The sequence below is a fragment of the Castellaniella sp. UC4447_H14 genome (assembly GCF_052978285.1).
The window spans coordinates 154,829-172,849 of record NZ_CM129666.1 but is presented as its reverse complement, the minus strand read 5'-3'; the positions used below and the strand labels follow the sequence as shown (position 1 = coordinate 172,849).

14 protein-coding genes are annotated in these 18,021 nt (G+C 64.2%); 11 read left to right on the top strand and 3 right to left on the bottom strand.

Features of this window, described 5'->3' with window-relative positions:
- Positions 1 to 43 precede the first annotated feature (43 nt).
- From ACVCMJ_RS00800 to ACVCMJ_RS00790, 3 genes are all read right to left on the bottom strand, one after another.
- Positions 44 to 2,566: a branched-chain amino acid ABC transporter ATP-binding protein/permease gene (locus ACVCMJ_RS00800; protein WP_447082459.1), complete on the bottom strand. Its 2,523-nt coding sequence runs from the start codon at positions 2,564 to 2,566 to the stop codon at positions 44 to 46.
- Between the two features lie 10 nt (positions 2,567 to 2,576).
- On the bottom strand, positions 2,577 to 3,452 hold the full coding sequence (locus ACVCMJ_RS00795) for a branched-chain amino acid ABC transporter permease (protein ID WP_447082624.1): 876 nt from the start codon (positions 3,450 to 3,452) through the stop codon (positions 2,577 to 2,579).
- A gap of 80 nt (positions 3,453 to 3,532) precedes the next feature.
- Positions 3,533 to 4,801, bottom strand: coding sequence for an ABC transporter substrate-binding protein (locus ACVCMJ_RS00790; RefSeq protein ID WP_447082458.1), 1,269 nt, complete (start codon positions 4,799 to 4,801; stop codon positions 3,533 to 3,535).
- Between the two features lie 206 nt (positions 4,802 to 5,007).
- On the opposite strand from ACVCMJ_RS00790, the gene ACVCMJ_RS00785 reads away from it, so the two are divergent.
- The 11 genes from ACVCMJ_RS00785 (at position 5,008) to ACVCMJ_RS00735 (ending at position 17,886) form a co-directional block, all read left to right on the top strand.
- Positions 5,008 to 5,946 (top strand): LysR substrate-binding domain-containing protein, encoded by a 939-nt coding sequence (locus tag ACVCMJ_RS00785; RefSeq protein ID WP_447082457.1) that lies wholly within the window; start codon positions 5,008 to 5,010, stop codon positions 5,944 to 5,946.
- A gap of 129 nt (positions 5,947 to 6,075) precedes the next feature.
- The gene (locus tag ACVCMJ_RS00780; protein ID WP_447082456.1) at positions 6,076 to 7,548 is read left to right on the top strand and encodes an aldehyde dehydrogenase family protein; all 1,473 of its coding nucleotides are present in this window, start codon (positions 6,076 to 6,078) and stop codon (positions 7,546 to 7,548) included.
- Positions 7,545 to 9,332: a thiamine pyrophosphate-binding protein gene (locus ACVCMJ_RS00775; RefSeq protein ID WP_447082455.1), complete on the top strand. Its 1,788-nt coding sequence runs from the start codon at positions 7,545 to 7,547 to the stop codon at positions 9,330 to 9,332. The genes ACVCMJ_RS00780 and ACVCMJ_RS00775 overlap by 4 nt, the downstream gene beginning before the upstream one ends.
- A 1-nt stretch (position 9,333) precedes the next feature.
- Positions 9,334 to 10,839: an FAD-dependent oxidoreductase gene (locus ACVCMJ_RS00770; RefSeq protein WP_447082454.1), complete on the top strand. Its 1,506-nt coding sequence runs from the start codon at positions 9,334 to 9,336 to the stop codon at positions 10,837 to 10,839.
- On the top strand, positions 10,836 to 11,678 hold the full coding sequence (locus tag ACVCMJ_RS00765; RefSeq protein WP_447082453.1) for a sugar phosphate isomerase/epimerase family protein: 843 nt from the start codon (positions 10,836 to 10,838) through the stop codon (positions 11,676 to 11,678). Before ACVCMJ_RS00770 ends, ACVCMJ_RS00765 begins: the two co-directional genes overlap by 4 nt.
- A gap of 87 nt (positions 11,679 to 11,765) precedes the next feature.
- Entirely contained in the window at positions 11,766 to 12,158 is a 393-nt protein-coding gene (locus ACVCMJ_RS00760) for a cupin domain-containing protein (RefSeq protein WP_447082452.1), read from the top strand.
- A gap of 13 nt (positions 12,159 to 12,171) precedes the next feature.
- Positions 12,172 to 13,152 (top strand): NAD-dependent epimerase/dehydratase family protein, encoded by a 981-nt coding sequence (locus ACVCMJ_RS00755; RefSeq protein WP_447082451.1) that lies wholly within the window; start codon positions 12,172 to 12,174, stop codon positions 13,150 to 13,152.
- A 138-nt stretch (positions 13,153 to 13,290) separates the two neighbouring features.
- Positions 13,291 to 14,478, top strand: coding sequence for an amino acid ABC transporter substrate-binding protein (locus tag ACVCMJ_RS00750; protein ID WP_447082450.1), 1,188 nt, complete (start codon positions 13,291 to 13,293; stop codon positions 14,476 to 14,478).
- 74 nt (positions 14,479 to 14,552) lie between these two features.
- Positions 14,553 to 15,428, top strand: a complete 876-nt coding sequence (locus tag ACVCMJ_RS00745; RefSeq protein WP_447082449.1) for a branched-chain amino acid ABC transporter permease — start codon at positions 14,553 to 14,555, stop codon at positions 15,426 to 15,428.
- A complete protein-coding gene (locus ACVCMJ_RS00740) occupies positions 15,425 to 17,149 on the top strand; it encodes a branched-chain amino acid ABC transporter ATP-binding protein/permease (protein WP_447082448.1) in 1,725 nt (574 codons plus the stop codon). The genes ACVCMJ_RS00745 and ACVCMJ_RS00740 overlap by 4 nt, the downstream gene beginning before the upstream one ends.
- Positions 17,146 to 17,886, top strand: a complete 741-nt coding sequence (locus tag ACVCMJ_RS00735) for an ABC transporter ATP-binding protein (protein ID WP_447082447.1) — start codon at positions 17,146 to 17,148, stop codon at positions 17,884 to 17,886. The genes ACVCMJ_RS00740 and ACVCMJ_RS00735 overlap by 4 nt, the downstream gene beginning before the upstream one ends.
- Positions 17,887 to 18,021: the final 135 nt, after the last annotated feature.

The window sequence follows — 18,021 nt, the reverse complement described above, 5'->3', positions numbered from 1 at the left end:
GTCCCGGCGGGGGCGGGACGCCATATCCGGCAGCCGCTGGCCACTACAGCCATAGGATCTGCTTGCGATAATCGAGATCCGTGAGCAGAGGCTGGGCGGGTCCCTCGTGGAAGACCGAGCCGCGCTCCAACGCGTAGACGCGGTCCGCCAACGCCAGGACCAGATCCAGATTGTGCTCGACGATAACGATCGAAAGATGCTGCCGCAGTCTATCGAACACAGTGAACAGCTCCTGCACGACGGCCGGAGCCAGGCCCTCGAACGGTTCATCGAGCAGCAGCAGGCGGACATTGCCGGAGAGCGCGCGGGCGACCGCAACCATCTGCTGCTCGCCACCCGACAGGTAATCGGCTTCCACATCCATGCGCTCACGAATGCGCGGAAAATACTCGAAGATCCTGGCTTCATCCCACACTACACCCGTGCTGCCATCCGTGGGACGGGCCTGGCGACCCAGCGCGAGATTCTCGGCCACGGTCATGCCCGCAAACAGGCCACGCCCCTGCGGCACATATCCGATGCCCATGCGAGCGATATCCGGAGCCGCCATCTGCGCGATGTCTTGTCCCGAGAATTCGACGGCCCCCGAAACCGCGCGCACCAAGCCCACCATGGTCTTCAGCAGCGTCGACTTCCCTGCGCCGTTACGGCCCAGCAGCGCCACGATTTCGCCTTCCCGGACATCGAGCGAAGCCTTCTGCAAGATGTGGCTCTTGCCATAATAGGCGTCCACCTGATCGAAATGCAGCAGCGTCGGCCGATCGGCATCATTGCCCCCGGACCGTCCCGTCACCGGAGGAGTCCCGGTACCGGTGTAGATCTCCTGAACATTCCGGTCCTGACGAATGGTCTCGGGATCGCCGGTGAGCAGGACCTCGCCCTGATTCATGACCGTCACCTGATGCGACATCGCCAGCACGCGATCGATGTCGTGTTCGACAATCAGGACCGGAATATTGCTGGCGATCGTCTGGACCAGCCGCGACACTCGCTCGCGTTCCGCGGCGGCCAGCCCGGCCAGCGGTTCATCCAGCAACAGCAGCCGCGGCTTGGATCCCAGCGCGATACCCAGATCCACCAGGCGTTGTCCGCCGTAAGAAAGCTGGTCTCCCCGCACTTCCTCCATGCCCTCCAACCCAAGAAAGCGCATGAGCTCGGTCGTCTCGGCATGAACCCGCGCATAGTCGTCGCTATCCCGCCACAGGTTGAAGCGGCCGGGGCTGCAAGACTGCAGCGACAGGCGCAGGTTCTCGTAGATGGTGAGCCCCTTGAACAAGTTGGTGATCTGGAAGGAGCGCGTCAGTCCCATCCGGCAGATGGCCTGCGCATGTTCGTTCTGGATCTCCCGCCCGTGCAGCAGCACACGTCCCGACGTCGGCATGAACATGCCGGAGATCAGGTTGAAGGTCGAGGTCTTGCCCGCGCCATTGGGTCCGATCAGCGCATGGATTTCGCCTGACCGAACCGTCAGGTTCACATCCTGGACCGCATGAATGCCACCAAATCGCACATTGAGGTCGCGCACCTGCAGCACATCACCTCTGCGGCCATCCGGGTGCAGGAATTGGGGCAACGGCAGGCCTTCGTAAATCTTGCGCTTGCTCATCGCGGCGCTGTCCGTGGGCAGCGGCCGCAACACGCCCCGCACTTTCTCCCAGATACCCGTGAGGCCCGTGGGCGAAAACAGCACGAAACCCATGAACACCAGGCCGAACCACAGCAGCCAGTTGTCGGTATAGATGGAGAACAATTCACGGAAAAGCTGATAGAACAGCGCGCCCAGGGCCGGCCCCAACAGACTGTGCATGCCGCCGATCACCACCATGGCCAGCAGTTCGCCGGAGAACTCGACCGTCGTCGACTCGGCCGCCGCAATGTGATGCAGGAAGACCAGCAATGATCCGGCCAGTGCCGTGATGCAGGCCGACAGCACGAACGCGACCAGTTTGTAGTATTCGGTGGTGTAGCCCTGGAAAACCGCACGCTGCTGGTTTTCGCGGATCGCCACCAGCACGCGGCCGAAAGGCGAACGCACGACCCGCAGCAACAGGTATAGCACCAGGGTGGCAATGACCGCCGTGAAGACGTAATAGGCCAGATAGCCTTCCAGCGCGAAGGGCCCCAACACGCCACGCTGGAGTCCGCCCAGCCCCCCTTCACCGCCCGTCACGCTGGTCCACCGGAAAGCCACGGAGAACGTCAACGCGCACAGGGCCAGCGTCAGCAGCGCGAAATAGACCCCGCGCCGCCGCAGGATCAGATACCCCACGATCACCGCGGCGATAGCGGTGAACAGCACCGAGCACACGATGGGCAACAGCACCTGATCCGGAAACAGGTAGAGCTGCGCCAGCGCGGCCACATACCCGCCGATGCCAAACCATGCACTATGGCCGAAGGACACCAGGCCGGTGTAGCCGACCAGCACGTTCAGCCCCATCGCCGCCATGGCCAGGATCACCACCAGCGTGGCGCTATCCAGCGTCAACCCCAAAGCCTGGAAGACGAACGGCAGCAGCACCAGACCCAGAACGCCGACCCAGAGCGGCTGATATTTACGCATCATTGCCCGCTCCTTAATCGAAACGCTCGATGCGTTTGCCCAGCAGCCCGCGCGGCCGGAACATCAACACCAGGAACATCAATACATACATGGAAGCCTCACCCGCGGCCGAGTCGAAATAGATAGTGACGCCACGAACGACGCCCACCAGGACCCCCGCCAGCACCACCCCCCAGAAACTTCCCAGTCCCCCGATGACGACCACCACGAAGGCGACCGTCATGATGTCGGTCCCCATGGCGGGCTGAACTACGGCAATGGGCGCGAAGAGCACCCCGGCCAGCGCCGCCGTGGCCACCCCCAGCATGACAATGGCCGTCAGGTAGGGCTGCAGGCGAATACCGAGCACCGCGACCATATCGGGCTTCTGCACACCGGCGCGAATCACGCGGCCAAAGGGAGTCTTGTTCAACAACATCCAGATTCCCACCATCAGAACCAGCACGACCAGCAGGATGAAGAGGCGGTACTTTGAAAGGAAGAAACTGCCCAGCACCACGGAGCCCTTGAAGGATGCCGGCATGGACAGGAACAACGGCGCCGCTCCCCAGGTCATGCGGATCGCCTGCTCGACCACCATGGCCAGCGAGAATGTGACCAGCAACCCGAGGATGGGATCCGCCGTATAGAATCGCCGCAGCAGGAAACGCTCGAATACGATACCCAGCAGTCCGACCAGCACGGGGGTGATGACGATGCTGCCGCCAAAGCCCACATACTTCATGAGTTCGAACGAGACGTAGGCGCCAATTGCGTAGAAGGCGCCGTGCGCAAGATTGACCACGCCGCCGACGCTGAAGATCAGCGACAGGCCCAGTGCGATCAGGACGTAATAGCCGCCCAGGACCAGGCCATTGACGACCTGCTCGAATAAAAAGAGGAGTTGCATGGTGAACCGGAAGGTAAGGGGTACGGCCACGAACCGCATCCGCTGCAGCCCTCAGGCCGCGGCGGATGCGCGCGGTAGCGTCACATATGACACAAGCTCTCGGACCTCGACGGCGCGAGGATCTCGAGCGGCTGGTTGGCGCCCGGAACAGAGTCGCCCAGCACCAGGAAGTCATGCGGTCCCTTCGCCTGATCGGGCGGCATGACGGTGTACGTGTAGGCCTCTTGCATCAATTGATGGTCCCACGACCTGAAGTACGCCTCGCGCGCCTTCAGGATGTCGAACTTGGCCTCGGATTCCAGATAGGCGATGAGCTTGTCGGTATCGGTCGATTTCGTCGCCGTCATGGCCTGCGCCAGGATCTTGAGTGAAACGTATTCCACCCAGGCGTGGTTTTCAGGCTGCGTGTGGTATTCCGCCTCGAAGGCCTTCACAAAAGCGGCCGATCCGGGCGTCTTCAGCTTGTATTGCCACACCGTCGGCCAGATTCCCGACAGATTGCCGGGCCCCGCCGCCCAGGCATCGGCAATATTGAGATTGAAGCCGGCCAGGGGAATCTTCAGGCCGAATTCCGCATATTGCTTGATGAAGTTGGTCACCTGGTTGCCGGCCAGATTGCATGCGATCACATCGGGATTCGCCTGGCGAATCTTCAGCAGATAAGGGCTGAAGTCCGTCACGTCGGTTGCCACCAGCGCATTGCCGATCATCTTTCCGCCGTGCGAGCCGACAAACTTCTCGACGGCCTTGGCCAGATCGTGGCCGAACAGGTAATCGGCCGTCAGCCCATAGAGCTTCTTGCCCTTGATCAGCCCGGCACGGTCGAGTGCCAGACCCGCCGCATTGGCCAGGACGGTGACCGGAATATCGGCGTGGAAGGTATAGCGGTTGCAATCCTTGCCGCGCAGTGAATCCGAACGCGCGCCGGTATTCAGGAAGAGAATCTTGTTACGGGCGGCGACCTGGGAAATCGCCAGGGCCGAAGCCGAACTGATTTCGCCCAGGAGCACCACGGCCTTGTCGCGCTCGATCAACCGCTGGGCCTTGGTCGAGGCCACCTGCGGATTTACCGAGTCCTCGGAGATGACCTCGATCTTGCGCCCCAGCACCCCGCCCGCGGCGTTGATCTGCTCGGCCTGCAGTTGAATGCCTTTGACCGCGTACCCGCCCAGTGCCCCCAGGAACCCGGTCAAGGGTGTCAGGTGCCCGATCTTGATGGGGCCAGACGAGTCGGCGCTCCAGGCCCAGGGGCTGAATCCCAGTGCCGTACTGCCTATCAATGCCGCGCCGGACTTCAGCACGGCCCGACGCGACAGGGTCGCGTCCGTGATCCGCTTGCCGTTTTTCATGGCTTTGTCTCCGATGATGGAATATGCAGGGTGCTGCTGTCTTGCAGGGAGCCGCTTCTTGTGAGAAATGACGATTTGATGATAGGGGTTTCTTCCTTTTCTGATGAAATACTGTTTTTCAAGGTAAGGCATAGGCAAATCTTATGGGAGCGCCTGCGCGCCCCCGAATGACCCATAATGGCCGCATCCGCCACGTGGAGGCCGCCATGAACCTGAAGCAGCTCCAGTACTTCGTTCAGACCGTTGAAAGTGGAAGCATGACCAAGGCTTCCCTGCAGCTTTTCATCGCTCAGCCGGCGCTGAGCCAACAATTGACCAAACTCGAAGACGAGGTGGGAAAGCCGCTGCTGGTGCGCTCCGCGCGGGGCGTCACCCCCACGGACAACGGGCTGGCGCTCTATCACCACGCCAAATTCATGCTGCGGCAACTGGACCAGGCGCTGTCGATCGCTCGCCAGGAAACCATGGAAACATACGGGATGGTGACTGTCGGGCTGGCCGCCACCACCGTTTCGGCGCTGGGGCTGCCATTGGTCAAGCGGATCCGGGAGCGCTACCCGCGCATTCTGCTCAACGTCGTCGAAGGGATGAGTGGCCACCTCGGGCAAATGATGCGCATGGGGCAGCTCGATATTGCCATCCTGTTCAAGGCCAACGTCGCGCCCGACCTGACCGCCGTCCCCATCCTCGAGGAAGAGCTGTTCGTGCTGCTGCCCAAAGCGAGCCCTCTGGTGCCGCCGGACCAGAAAGAAATCACGCTGGCCGAAGCCGCCAGCCTGCCGCTCATTCTTCCCACCGGCAAGCATGGCCTGCGCCAGCGCATCGAAAGCGAACTCGAAGCGCGCAGCCTGAATTCGCGCATCGTGGCCGAGATCGATTCGCTGTCGCTGCTCATGAACTGCGTCTATGGTGGCATGGGCGCCACCATCAAACCGATCTCGGCGCTCGTCCTGGAAGGCGAACGGGGCAAGGAATGGCGGGCGCTGTCCATTTCAGACGCGCGCATCAATCGACGCAACTACCTCTACACGATTTCACACGAAATGCTGTCGCCGGCGACGGCCCTGATCGCCTCCGAAATCAAGAACACGATCCGCTGGCTATCCAAGACGCGGAAGTGGCCGACCATCAAGCTCCTGTACTGAGGTCTTGCCGCGGCGCCCGGGACCCGTTCCTCTGTTTCGCTTATACCCTTCCTTAAAAAACAGTATTTTTCTTTCGACGACCAGCTCCTTATCCTGTCCTTATCCACTCATCGAACAAGGCGGACTTCAATGGAAGCACAGGTCGCTCACCACCTTGAGACAGGTTGCAGCCTGCTCATCGCAGGCAAATGGACGCAGGGGTCCGCGGCGCCCTTCAAGGTGCTGAACAAATTCGATCAACAGGTGCTCGCCGAAATTGCGACGCCGACGGCCACGGAGATCCACGCGGCCGTGCAGGCGGCCGTGCAAGCCTTCCACGACAATCGGACGCTCAGCCCGCGCGACCGGGGCCAATTCCTGGACGACGCGGCCTCGGTGCTGGAGGCCCGCACCGAGCGCCTGCAGCACATCATCTGCGCCGAAACGGGGTTCACGCTCAGCGACGCCGCCGGGGAAATCCGGCGTACCGTCCAGACGATGCGGCTGTCCGCCGAGGAAGCACGGCGCTTCGTGGGAACGCTGATACCCGTGGAAGGAACAGCGGGCCAGGCGGGTCGGATGTGCTGGACGCAGCGCGTGCCCTTGGGCGTCGTGGCCGCCATCACGCCCTTCAACGCGCCCCTGAACACCGTGGTGCATAAAGTCGCGCCCGCGCTGGCGGCCGGCAACGCCATCATCCTGAAGCCGTCGCCCCACACCCCGCTGATTGCGTGTGAACTGGCGGACGCCCTGATCGAAGCCGGAACTCCGCCGGGGCTCATCACGGTGCTGAATGGCGGCACCGACGTCGTCAACGCACTGCTCGACGAACAGGACATCCGGTTCTACGCGTTCACCGGCAGCACCGAGGCGGGGCGCGCCATCCAGCAGCGAGCGGGCCTGCGGCGCACCCAGATGGAGCTCGGCTCCATCGCGTTCGCCGTCCTTTGCGACGACGCCAATCTGGATTTCGCCCTCCCGAAGATCATCAATGCCGCCTACCGCAAGGCCGGCCAGGTCTGCACTTCCATCCAGATGCTGCTGGTCCATGAGAAGATTCTCCCGACGGTGGAACGCAAGCTCACGCAGCTCGTGAAAGCACTGAAGGCCGGCGACCCCGCCGACCCCGCGACGCAGGTCGGCCCCGTCATCAGCACGCAGTCGGCCGATCGCATCGCCGACTGGATCGCTCAAGCCACCAGGAGCGGCGCGGCCTGCCTCGCCGGGGGCACGCGCCAAGGCAACGTCATCGCGCCCACATTGCTCAAAAACCTGGCTCCTGACACGCCGCTGGGCTGCCAGGAAGTCTTCGGCCCCGTGATGTCGCTCATGCCGTTCTCCAGCATCGACGCGGCCATTGCGCGGGTCAATGACACGCCGTTCGGCCTTGCGACCGGAATCTTCACCAACCGCCTCGACGACGCATTCCGCTTCATCCGCGAACTCGAGGTCGGCGGGGTTCACATCAACGAAACGCCCAGCTCCCGCGTCGACATGATGCCGTACGGGGGGTCCAAAGCCAGCGGTTTCGGCCGCGAGGGCCCGTACTACGCCATGCGCGAGATGAGCGAGGAGCGCGTTGCCACCTTCATTCCCAATACCAGTCCAGGAAAACGGCCATGACCAAGCGAAAAGGCGGAGAAGTCATCGTTGACTATCTCATCCAGCAAAAAGTGCCTTACGTGTTCGGCATCTGCGGACACGGCAACGTGGGCATCCTCGATGCCCTGCACGAGCGCAAGGATGAAATCAAACTCGTGGCGCCGCGCCACGAACAGTGCGCCGGCCACATGGCCGACGGCTACTTCCGGGTGAAACATGCGCCAGCCGCCACGCTGACGTCCACCGGACCGGGGTCGGCCAACCTCGTGATGTCGCTGGTCACCGCGCTGTCGGACTCGTCCGCCTTCCTGGCGATCACCGCCAACGTCCCGACCTCGCAGGCCAATCGCGCCCCCTTCCAGGAACTCTACAGCCACAACCAGGCCGATTTCGCCCAGGTCCTGCGCCCGGTCGTGAAACGCAGCTTCCAGCCGACCCGCGTGGACATGCTGCCGCTCGCGCTACGGCAGGGTTTCAACACCATGCTCACGGGCCGGCCCGGCCCCGTCAACCTGGACATTCCCTACAACGTCTTCCAGGAAGAAGACGAAGTGGAGACGCCAGCCGACGCACATACCTTCGGGTCGCACCGGCCCGCCGCCAGTGAATCCGACCTGGCACAAGCCGTCGCGCTGCTGGCGGACTCCCGCCGCCCGGTTTTCTTCATCGGCCAGGGCACCACGCTCTCGGGGGCCGGCGCGGTGCTGTCCGAGCTGCAGGCCACACTGGGCATCCCCGTCATCACCTCGCCCAACGGCATGGGCTGCGTGCCCGCCGACGACCCGCTGACGCTGGGCTTCATCGGCCGCAACGGCGCTTACCCGGCCAACCAGGCCGGACGGCACGCCGACCTGGTGCTCTGTGTGGGCACTCGCTTCGATGACCGCTCATCGTCGACCTGGAAAACCGGCTACTCCTGGAATTTCCCCAGCACGAAGCTGATTCAGGTGGACCTGGATCCTGCCGAGATCGGCCGCAACTACCCGCCCACTCTGGGCCTGGTGGCCGACGCGCGAACATTCTGCGAGCAACTCCAGGGCGCCATCCAGCGCCATGGATCGATTCGCCGCGAGCAGTTTTCCTCCTGGCGCGACGAGATCGCGGGCTGGCGAGGCGAATGGGACCGATTCGTGGCGCCCAACTTCAGCGCCATCACGACGCCGATCCGCCCCGAGTACGTAGTCGGCACCTTGCAGAAAGTCCTGCCCGAGGACGTGATCCTGACGCTGGACTCCGGCGTGCACCACAACTGGTTCATGCAGTTCTGGCAGCCGCGCCGGCCCGCCAGCATGCTCAATAGCTGGGGATACTCCTCCATGGGGTTTGGTGTCTGCAGCGTGCTCGGCGCCCAACTGGCCGCGCCCGATCGGACCTGCGTGGCCGTGGTCGGGGACGGCGGCTTCATGATGGCGCCCTACGTGGTCGCAACCGCGGTGGAATACCAGCTCCCCTGCATCTGGATCGTCTGGAACAACTTTGCCTGGGGCGCGATCCGCGACCTGCAGTACGGCCTGTTCGAGGGGCGCGAGCTGGGCACCGCCTTCTATAAGGGGGCACAGGGCCCGGGGGGCCAGCGCTACAACCCCGACTTCGCTGTCTGGGCGCATGCCTGCGGTGCCGACGGCGTGACCGTCACCCGCAGCGAGGATCTGGCGCCCGCGGTCGAACAGGCGGTCCGCAACCGCCGCCCTTGCGTCATCGACGTCCATGTGGACGGCGAAGTCCGTCCACCCTCGACCGGCACCTGGCAACTTCCGCCGATCCCCTATCCAGAACCGCTTTTCGGTAAACCCTGGGTGGCTTGAGATGGCCGGGAATTCGACCGAAGAGGTGTTCGACGTCGTCGTCATCGGGGGCGGCGGTTCGGGCCTGGCGGCCGCCATCGAGGCGCGCGAAGCGGGGGCCCGCGTCGTGCTCCTCGAGAAGAATCCGAAACTGGGCGGCTCGACCGCCTGGTCCATCGGTTCGATCTCGTCGACGCAGACACCCCACCAGCGCGCCAAAGGCGTGGACGACAACCCGCGGCAGCATTGGGAGGACATGCCCAAGTTCGCAACGGGGATGAACCGCGAAGACAACGACGCCTTGCGCAAGATCCTGTGCGACGAGGTTCCAGCGGCGTTCCAATGGCTGCTGGATTCGGGGGTGCGCTTCATGGGACCCATGCCAGAGCCGCCGCACCGGTTGCCGCGCATGCACAACGTGCTGCCCAACTCGCGCTCCTATATCTATCATTTGGAACGGCGCGCGCGCCGCGCCGGCGTGGACATCCGCTGCAACGCGCCGGTGCGGGAACTGGTGCTCGACAAGGGGCGCGTGATCGGCGCCAAAGTCCAGCTCGATGGGCGCGACGCATTCGTTCGAGGCGTCAACGGGATCATCCTGGCCGCCGGCGATTTCACCAACAGCCCGGAACTGAAGGCGCGCTTCATGGGCCCGCGCGAAGCCAAGGTCGAAGCCATCAACATGACCGCCACCGGCGACGGCCAGAAAATGGCCGAAGCCCTGGGCGCCACGGTGCTGAACGGCGATCTGGCGCTGGGCCCCGAACTGCGCTTCATCCCGCCGGCGAAGGAAACACTGGTCCGCCGCCTGCCCCCCTGGCGCGCGCTGGCGGTCTTCATGCAGTGGTCCATGTCGCACGTGCCGCAGGCTGTCCTGCGCCCATTTCTCATGCAGTTCCTGACCACCGCGCTGGCGCCCTCGCTGTCTTTGTTCGAAGCGGGCGCCGTGCTGGTCAATCAGGACGGCAAGGCAGTGCGGGATGTGCCCCAGAAGCTGGCCTTCGCGCTGGCCGACGAGCCGGGCAACCGTGGCTGGATCATATTCGGGAGCGAGATCGCCCGGCGTTTCTCGGCCTGGCCGGACTTCATCTCCACGGCGCCGGGCGTCGCCTACGCCTATCTCGCCGATTACGCCCGCAACCGCAAGGACATCTACACCCGCGCGGATGCCATTCCGGCCCTGGCGGCCCAGCTCCACATGCAGGATGCGCTGCTGCGGGAAGCGCTGGGCGAGCATCCCATGCCGGGCCCCTATGTCGCCCTGGGTCCAGTGCGGTCCGTCTTCGTCCACAACGAGGGCGGACTGAAGGTTGACACGTCCCATCGGGTATTGGGCGCCGACGACCAACCGATCGAGGGCCTGTACGCCGTCGGTTCCACTGGCCAGGGCGGCCTGCTCCTGAAGGGACACGGCCACCATATCGCCTGGGCCTTCGTCTCGGGACGCCGCGCCGGGAAGCTGGTGGCTTCGCTGCCGCGCGGGCGCCGGCAACCGCGGGCCCCAGCCACACCCGAGGAGGCCGCGTGACGTCCTGCCCACCTGCCAGCATCAATACCTACAGCTACATCTGGAGCCACCCCCTGCGGGCGTGTCTGGAGCAGCTTGCACGCTATGGATATCGCCAGTTCGAAGGCGTCATCAACCCCCCCCATCTGGATGTGGAGGCTTCGGCGACCGAGCGCCGCGAACTCAGGGCCTATATGCAAAGCGAGGGGCTGTCCTTCACTTCCCTGAATCTGCCGAGCCTGGACACCAATCTCGCCAGCCCGTTTGCCTATACCCGCGAATACACGGTCGCACTATTCCAGAAGGCGATGATCCTGGCGGCCGATCTGGGCGCACCGCGCCTGGTGACGGTACCGGGGCGCGTGAACCCACTGCTGCCCTGCCCGCCGGAGCGGTCCCGCGCGATCCTGCAAGAGACGATAGGCGCCCTCCTTCCGCTCGCTCGCGAACTGGGCATCAAGCTGGCCATCGAGAACGTCCCTTTCGCTGCACTGCCGCACTGCCGGGACATCTGCCGATTCCTGGATGACATGAACGACCCGGCGTTGTGCGCCTGCTACGACGTGGCCAACGCCCACTTCGCCGGGGAATCGCCGGCCGCCGGAGTAGCGCGCCTGAACGGCCGGATCGAGCTGGTGCATTGCTCGGACACGACCCGCAACGCATGGCGCCACGATCCCGTCGGCGCGGGGAACGTCCCCTTCGATCTGCTGATGGACGCCCTGCAGGCCCACGGCTACGACGGGCCGCTGCTCCTCGAAATCATCGCACCCGACATCCTGCCCTCGATTCTGTCCAGCCATGACGCGCTTGCCGGAGCGGGGCTCACCCAGGAGCGGCCAGACCTGCAAGACCGCTGATTTTCCGCGCGGACAGCGCGAACCCCTCACCCGGCGCGGCGGCGCCTGAATGAAGGGATGCCCACATTCAAAAACAAGGAGAGACACATGACGATATCAACCACACGCAAGGCGACCCGCAAAAAGGCGGCCATCACTCGCAACCTCGCCGAGCTGTTCTGGACGGAGTACCCGGGACACCATCACCAGGCGCTTTCCAAGGCCATCGTGACGCCGGAGCTCAGCGGAAGCCGGTTCTTCGACCACCGCATTTCCTGCTATGAACCGGGTGCCTTCGTGGAAAGCCACGTCCATAAGGTCCAGGAGCAGATCTACCATTTCCTGAGCGGCGAAGGCGTACTGATCACCGACGGAGAAAGCCGGGTCGTCCGAGGCAACGACGTGGCTTTCATTCCCCCGGGGGTCGTGCACGAACTGCACTGCACGGGAACGGACACCCTGGTGTTCCTGGTGATTACCACACCGCCGACGGATGAGTGAAGGCGAGGCCCCCATGGCACAAGGCATTCTCGTCACAGGCGCCTCCGGCTGGCTGGGTTCGGCCATCGTCGAGGCATTGCTGGCGCGGGGCGACGCGGTCACAGGCCTGGATCTGCGTTCCTCGGCGGCGGCGCTCGCCCTCGCGCAAAAATACCCCTCGCTGTCCCTGGTGGAGGCGGACTTGGGCGAATGGGGACAAGTGGTGGATGTATTCGGATCCGCGCAGCCGCGCGCCGTCATCCACACGGCCGCCATCGTCGGCGTGGCGCCAGCGGCCGATATCCCGATCAAGGCGTTGCGCGTCAACACCGAAGCCTCCGTCAATGTGCTCGAGGCCATGCGGCTGAGTGGGACGCGGCGGCTGATCTACGTCAGCACGGAAGAAACCTACGGCGACTTCACGGCCCCGATCATCACCGAGGATCACCCGCAAAAGCCCAACAGCATCTACGGACTGACCAAGCTGGCGACCGAGCACTACGGCCAGATCTTCGCAGAGCGGTATGGCCTGGAGTGCATCAACGTGAGGACCTGCTGGGTCTACGGGCCCGACATCCCCAGGGCGCGGGTTCCGAAGATCTTCATCGATGCGGCGCTCGACGGCGTGCCCTGTCATCTGGAAGAAGGCGGCGACCTCGCGGTGGATCAGGTCCACATCAGCGACACCGTGGCCGGGGTCCTGCTCGCGCTGGACAAAGAGCACCACCGGTACGACGCATACCACATCGCCACCGGACAGGCTCCCACCATCGCCGATGTCGCCCGCATCATCGGCGAACTCATCCCCGGCGCGGACCTCTCCGCGGCTCCCGGCCGCTATCTGCATGGGGGCCGCTTCCCGACCGCGCGTAAAGGCGCACTGGACATCTCCCGCGCACGGAGAGAACTGGGCTATGCGCCTCGCTACGATCTTCGGGCGGGACTGGAACAGACCGTTCTCGCGACGCGGGCCGAGCGGGCCGCCCGCACGGGCAACTACCCGCCGGACCCATAGAAACACCCACCCCGTCAACATCAAAGGGATTCCGCCCCGCAGGCGACGACTTCCCGCAGCAAAAAGAAGGGACCGGCAGGGCAACGCCCTGAACGCGTTCCACAGCCTGCGCCATCCGTTCCCATACAAGGAGACACTATGCTTAGCTCTTACAACGGCCGCTTTTCCCCGCGGCTCGTCGCCGGCGCCATGCTGCTGGCCGCCACCAGCCTGGGAAGCGTCCAGGCCGCACCCGCCAACATCAAAGTCGGCCTCTCCATCACGCAGACAGGGCCGTATTCGCCACCCGCCATTTTCGAACTGCGCGGCTATCAGCTTGCGATCGACGAAATCAACCAGTCGGGCGGCCTGCTGGGCCGCAAGCTGGATCTGATCAAATACGACGACCAGGGAAATCCCTCCACCGCCGTGCAGCTCTACCAGAAGCTGCTGACGGATGACAAGGTGGACCTGCTCGTCAGCCCCTACCAGACCGATCTGACGGCTGCGGTGGCGCCCATCGTCAACCGCGCCAAGAAGGTCATGCCCTCGCTGGCCGCCAACGTCGAAAACTACTCCGGGAAGTACCCGTATCTCATCCAGGCCATCACCCAGACGCCGCAGTACATGACGCCGGCGCTGGATCTGGCAGCCTCCAAGGGCTACAAGACGGTCGCGCTGCTGATCCAGAATACCCAGTTTCCGATCCAGCTCGCGGGCGGGATCGAAGACGAAGCCAAGAAGCTCGGCATGAAGATCGTCTTCAAGGAATCCTACGATCCCAGCACGACGGACTTCAGCGCGCTGGTCCTGAAAGCCGGCAATCTGCACCCCGATGTGATCGTGGGGGCCACCTACCTGGCGGACGCGGAAGGCATCGTGCGAGCTGCGAAATCGCAGAACGTGGGGGCCAAGATGTTCGCGTTCAGTATCGGCCCCGTGGAACCGGAGTTCCACAAATCGCTGGGCGCCGCCGCAAACGGCATATTCGGCACCACGCTCTACTTCCCGTCGCTGAAGACCCAGGGCAACGCGGAATTCGTCAAGGCCTTCCAGGCGAAATTCAATGTGGCGCCGGACTATCACGCCGCGGTTGCCTACGCCAGCATGAAGCTGTTCGGCAAGGCCGTCACTCAGGTCGGCAGCCTGGATCAGACCAAGATCCGCGACGCGTTCCTGAAACTGTCGGAAGACACCGTCGTCGGACACTTCAAGCTCAGCCCTACCGGACTGCAGACCGGCTACCGCAGCTATGTCCTGCAATGGCAGGACGGCAAGCAGGTCCTGGTATGGCCCACGGAAGACGCGCAGGCCGCACCGGTGCTTCCGCACGGCGGCTGGAAATAGGCGGCTGACCGATCGTGGCCGGATTGCAGGCACACCGGCCATGACATGACAAACCCTCAGGGATAGACCCAGACATGTGGATCACCATCATCAACCTGCTGCTCCTGGGCTTGCTCTGGGGCGGCGTCTACCTGCTCATGGCCACCGGTCTGAACCTGATCTACGGGGTCATGAAGGTCGTCAATCTGGCGCATGGCGACATGATCATCGTGGGCGGGCTGCTGGCCTTCACGCTGTTCTCCGCCCATGGCATCTCGCCCATCATCGCGTTTCCGCTGGCCGCCGCGCTGCTCTTCGTGATCGGCGTGGTGGTTCAGTTCGTGATCCTGGAGCGCATCCCTGTCAAGGGATCCCTGGGAGAGCTGCGGACGCTGCTGGCAACCTTCGGGCTGTCCTACGTCATCGCCAATACCAGCTTCCTGATCTGGGGTTCGCAATTTCAATCCCTGCCGTTTCTCCAGGGATCCGTCCAATTGGGCCGCATCGCGCTGCCGCAGGCCCTGGTGGCCGCGTCCGTGCTGGCCTTCTGTGCCGCGCTGGTGCTGCACCTGTGGCTGACCTACACCATGCTGGGGAAGTCGGTGCGCGCCACGGCGCAATCCGGACTGGGCGCCGCCTGCTGCGGCCTGAACAGCCGATTGATCCGCGTCATCACCTTCGGCGTAGGCGCCGCGCTTGCGGGAGCCGCCGGCTCGCTGGTCATCACCCTGATCCCGTTTCAGACTACGGCCAGCGGTGAACTGACGATCCAGGCGTTCACCATCATCGCTCTCGGGGGCCTGGGGAATTACATGGGCGCACTCATTGCCGCCGAAATCCTCGGCATCGTGGAGGTCTTCACGCAATACTACCTGGGGTCCAACCCCGCCAGCGCCGCCATCTACGTGATCTTCATTGCCGTCCTGATCTTCAGGCCGCAGGGTCTGTTCGGCAAAGTGGGGCGCGTATGAAGAGCAACATCATCCAAGGCGTCTGCCTGGTCCTGCTCACCCTCGCCGGCGTCGGCATTGCACTGGGCGGCTCCGGGTACTATGCGCAGACACTGTTCACGATCGCGCTCTACATCGTGCTGGCGCTGGGGTGGAACATCATCAGCGGCATCGCCGGCTATGTGTCCTTCGGGCAAGTGGGCTTCTTCGGCTTTGGCGCCTATGCAGCAGCCCTGGCGATGATCCACCTGGAGGTCGAGTGGTACCTGGCGGCACCGCTGGCCGCCGGCGCCTCCGCCCTTCTGGCACTGGTCCTGGGCGGGATCATGCTCCGGCTGAACGGCATTTTCTTTGCGCTGGGCATGTTCGGCCTGGCGCGCATCCTGCAGATCACCGCCAGCAGCCTGTCCATCACCGGCGGCCCCATGGGCACCACCGTCCTGCCCGCCGAATCGCCCAACGAAAGCGCGCTGATCATGGTCCTGGTGGCGGCCGGCGCGATCCTCATCGTTCACGCCCTGAGCCGCTCGCGACTGGGCCTGCGGCTGATGGCCACCCGCGACGATGACTTGGCTGCACAGTCTTCAGGCGTCAACACCTTCAGGGCGAAACTGCGGGCACTTTGCCTGAGCGCGGCTTTCGGCGGCGTGGGCGGCGCCCTGTATGTCTGGAACATCGGTTACCTGGATCCCAACAGCGCCTTCAACGGCAACATCGAGCTGCAGACCGTGCTCATGGTGCTGGCCGGCGGCATCGGAACTGTCTGGGGCCCAGTCATCGGCGGAATCCTGATTTCCCTCATCGGTACCTTCCTGTGGGCCCGCTTCCCCACCGAACAACAGGTCATCCTGGGAGCCCTGACGATCTTCATCGCCGTCGTCATGCCGGGCGGCCTCACGGCCTTCTTCGAGAAACTCGGCTGGTGGCGGCGCCAGCCGATCTGGAGTCCACCGCCCGCCGCATCGCTGAAGCCCGCCCCCAGCCCCCGCACCGGGGCAACGGCGGACGAGCATTCCGTCGCACTCTCGTGCCGCGGGCTGGGCATCCGCTTCGGCGGCGTCACGGCAGTGGACGACGTGGATCTGGAAGCGCGGTCGGGTGAAATGCTCGCCATCATCGGCCCCAACGGGGCCGGCAAGAGCACGTTGTTCAGCCTTATGTCCAATTACCTGACGGGCAGCGGCGCGACCCGCTTTGGCGAGCGCGACATCCATGGACTGAAACCCTACGCTCTGGCCCAGATGGGGCTGGCCAGGACATTCCAGTCCAGCCGACTGTTCCCGTCCCTGACCGTGTGGGAGACCGTCCTGGTCGCCGCCTCCTCTGGGCGCGTGCCGCGCCAGACCGCCATCCACATCACGACGGAGCTCCTGAGAGAAACGGGTCTTCTGGACCACTGGTCCGAACAGCCCGATACGCTGCCCCCGGGGCTGCAACGCCTGCTGGAGATTGCCCGCGCCCTGGCCCTGCGGCCCAAGGTGCTGCTGCTGGACGAGGCAATGGCCGGCATGACGCTGCACGAGATCGAACAAGTCCACGCGGCACTGCGCCGCGCCATGTCCGGCGGCTGCGCGATCGTCGCGATCGAACATGTCCTGCCCGCCATCGTGGATCTCGCCAGCCGCGCACAGGTACTGGATTTCGGCAGAATCATCGCAAGCGGGACGCCGCACGAAGTGCTGCGCAATCCCGAAGTGATCAGCGCCTATATGGGTGCCGACTACGAAGGCGGAACACAATGAACACCACCCCATGCCTCACACTGGAATCCGTGGCGGCCGGCTACGGCAAGGTCCCCGTGATCTCCGGCATCGATCTGCAACTGAACGCCGGCGACACCATCGCGGTGGTCGGTGCCAATGGGGCGGGAAAGACAACCCTGCTGCGCACCATCATGGGCGAGGTTTCCACCTCCCAGGGAACCGTGGTCTTCGACGGTCAGCCCCTGGCGGATCTGCCGACCTATCGGCGCTGCAAGATGGGAATAGGCTACGTCCCCGAAGGGCGCCAGTTGTTCCCCGACATGTCGGTCCGTGAAAACCTGGAACTGGGCGCGGCCCGCGAGACGGGGACTGAAAGAAACCGCAGGATAGCCGAGACCCTGCAGGTCTTTCCGAAGCTCCAGCCGCTGATCCGTGGACGCTGCGGACTGCTGTCGGGCGGAGAACAGCAGATGGTCGCGATCGCCCGGGCCCTCATGGGGAAGCCTCGGCTGCTCCTGCTGGACGAACCGTCCACCGGGCTCGCGCCGAAAATCATCTCGGAGCTGTATGCGACGCTTTCGAGCCTGCTGAAATCGGGGCTCACCATCATGGTCGTGGAGCAGAACGCCCGCGCCGCGCTGCGCTTTGCCAGTCGCGCACTGGTGTTCGAACAAGGACGAATCGCAGCCACCGGCACCTCGAAGGAGCTGCTGGCCGACGCGCGTATGGTCGAGGCTTACATGGGAATGGCGGGCGCGCGCCCGGGCCAAGCCTGACAAGGGGCCAGGGTCCCGCCCTTGTGCGCGGCTCGCGGCCCTCGGGCCTCAAACCTGGAATCTGGAACCTGGAACCTCGAACGTCGGACCTCGGACCCGAGATTTCGGGAGAACCGGGCCGGGCCGGGCCCGGCC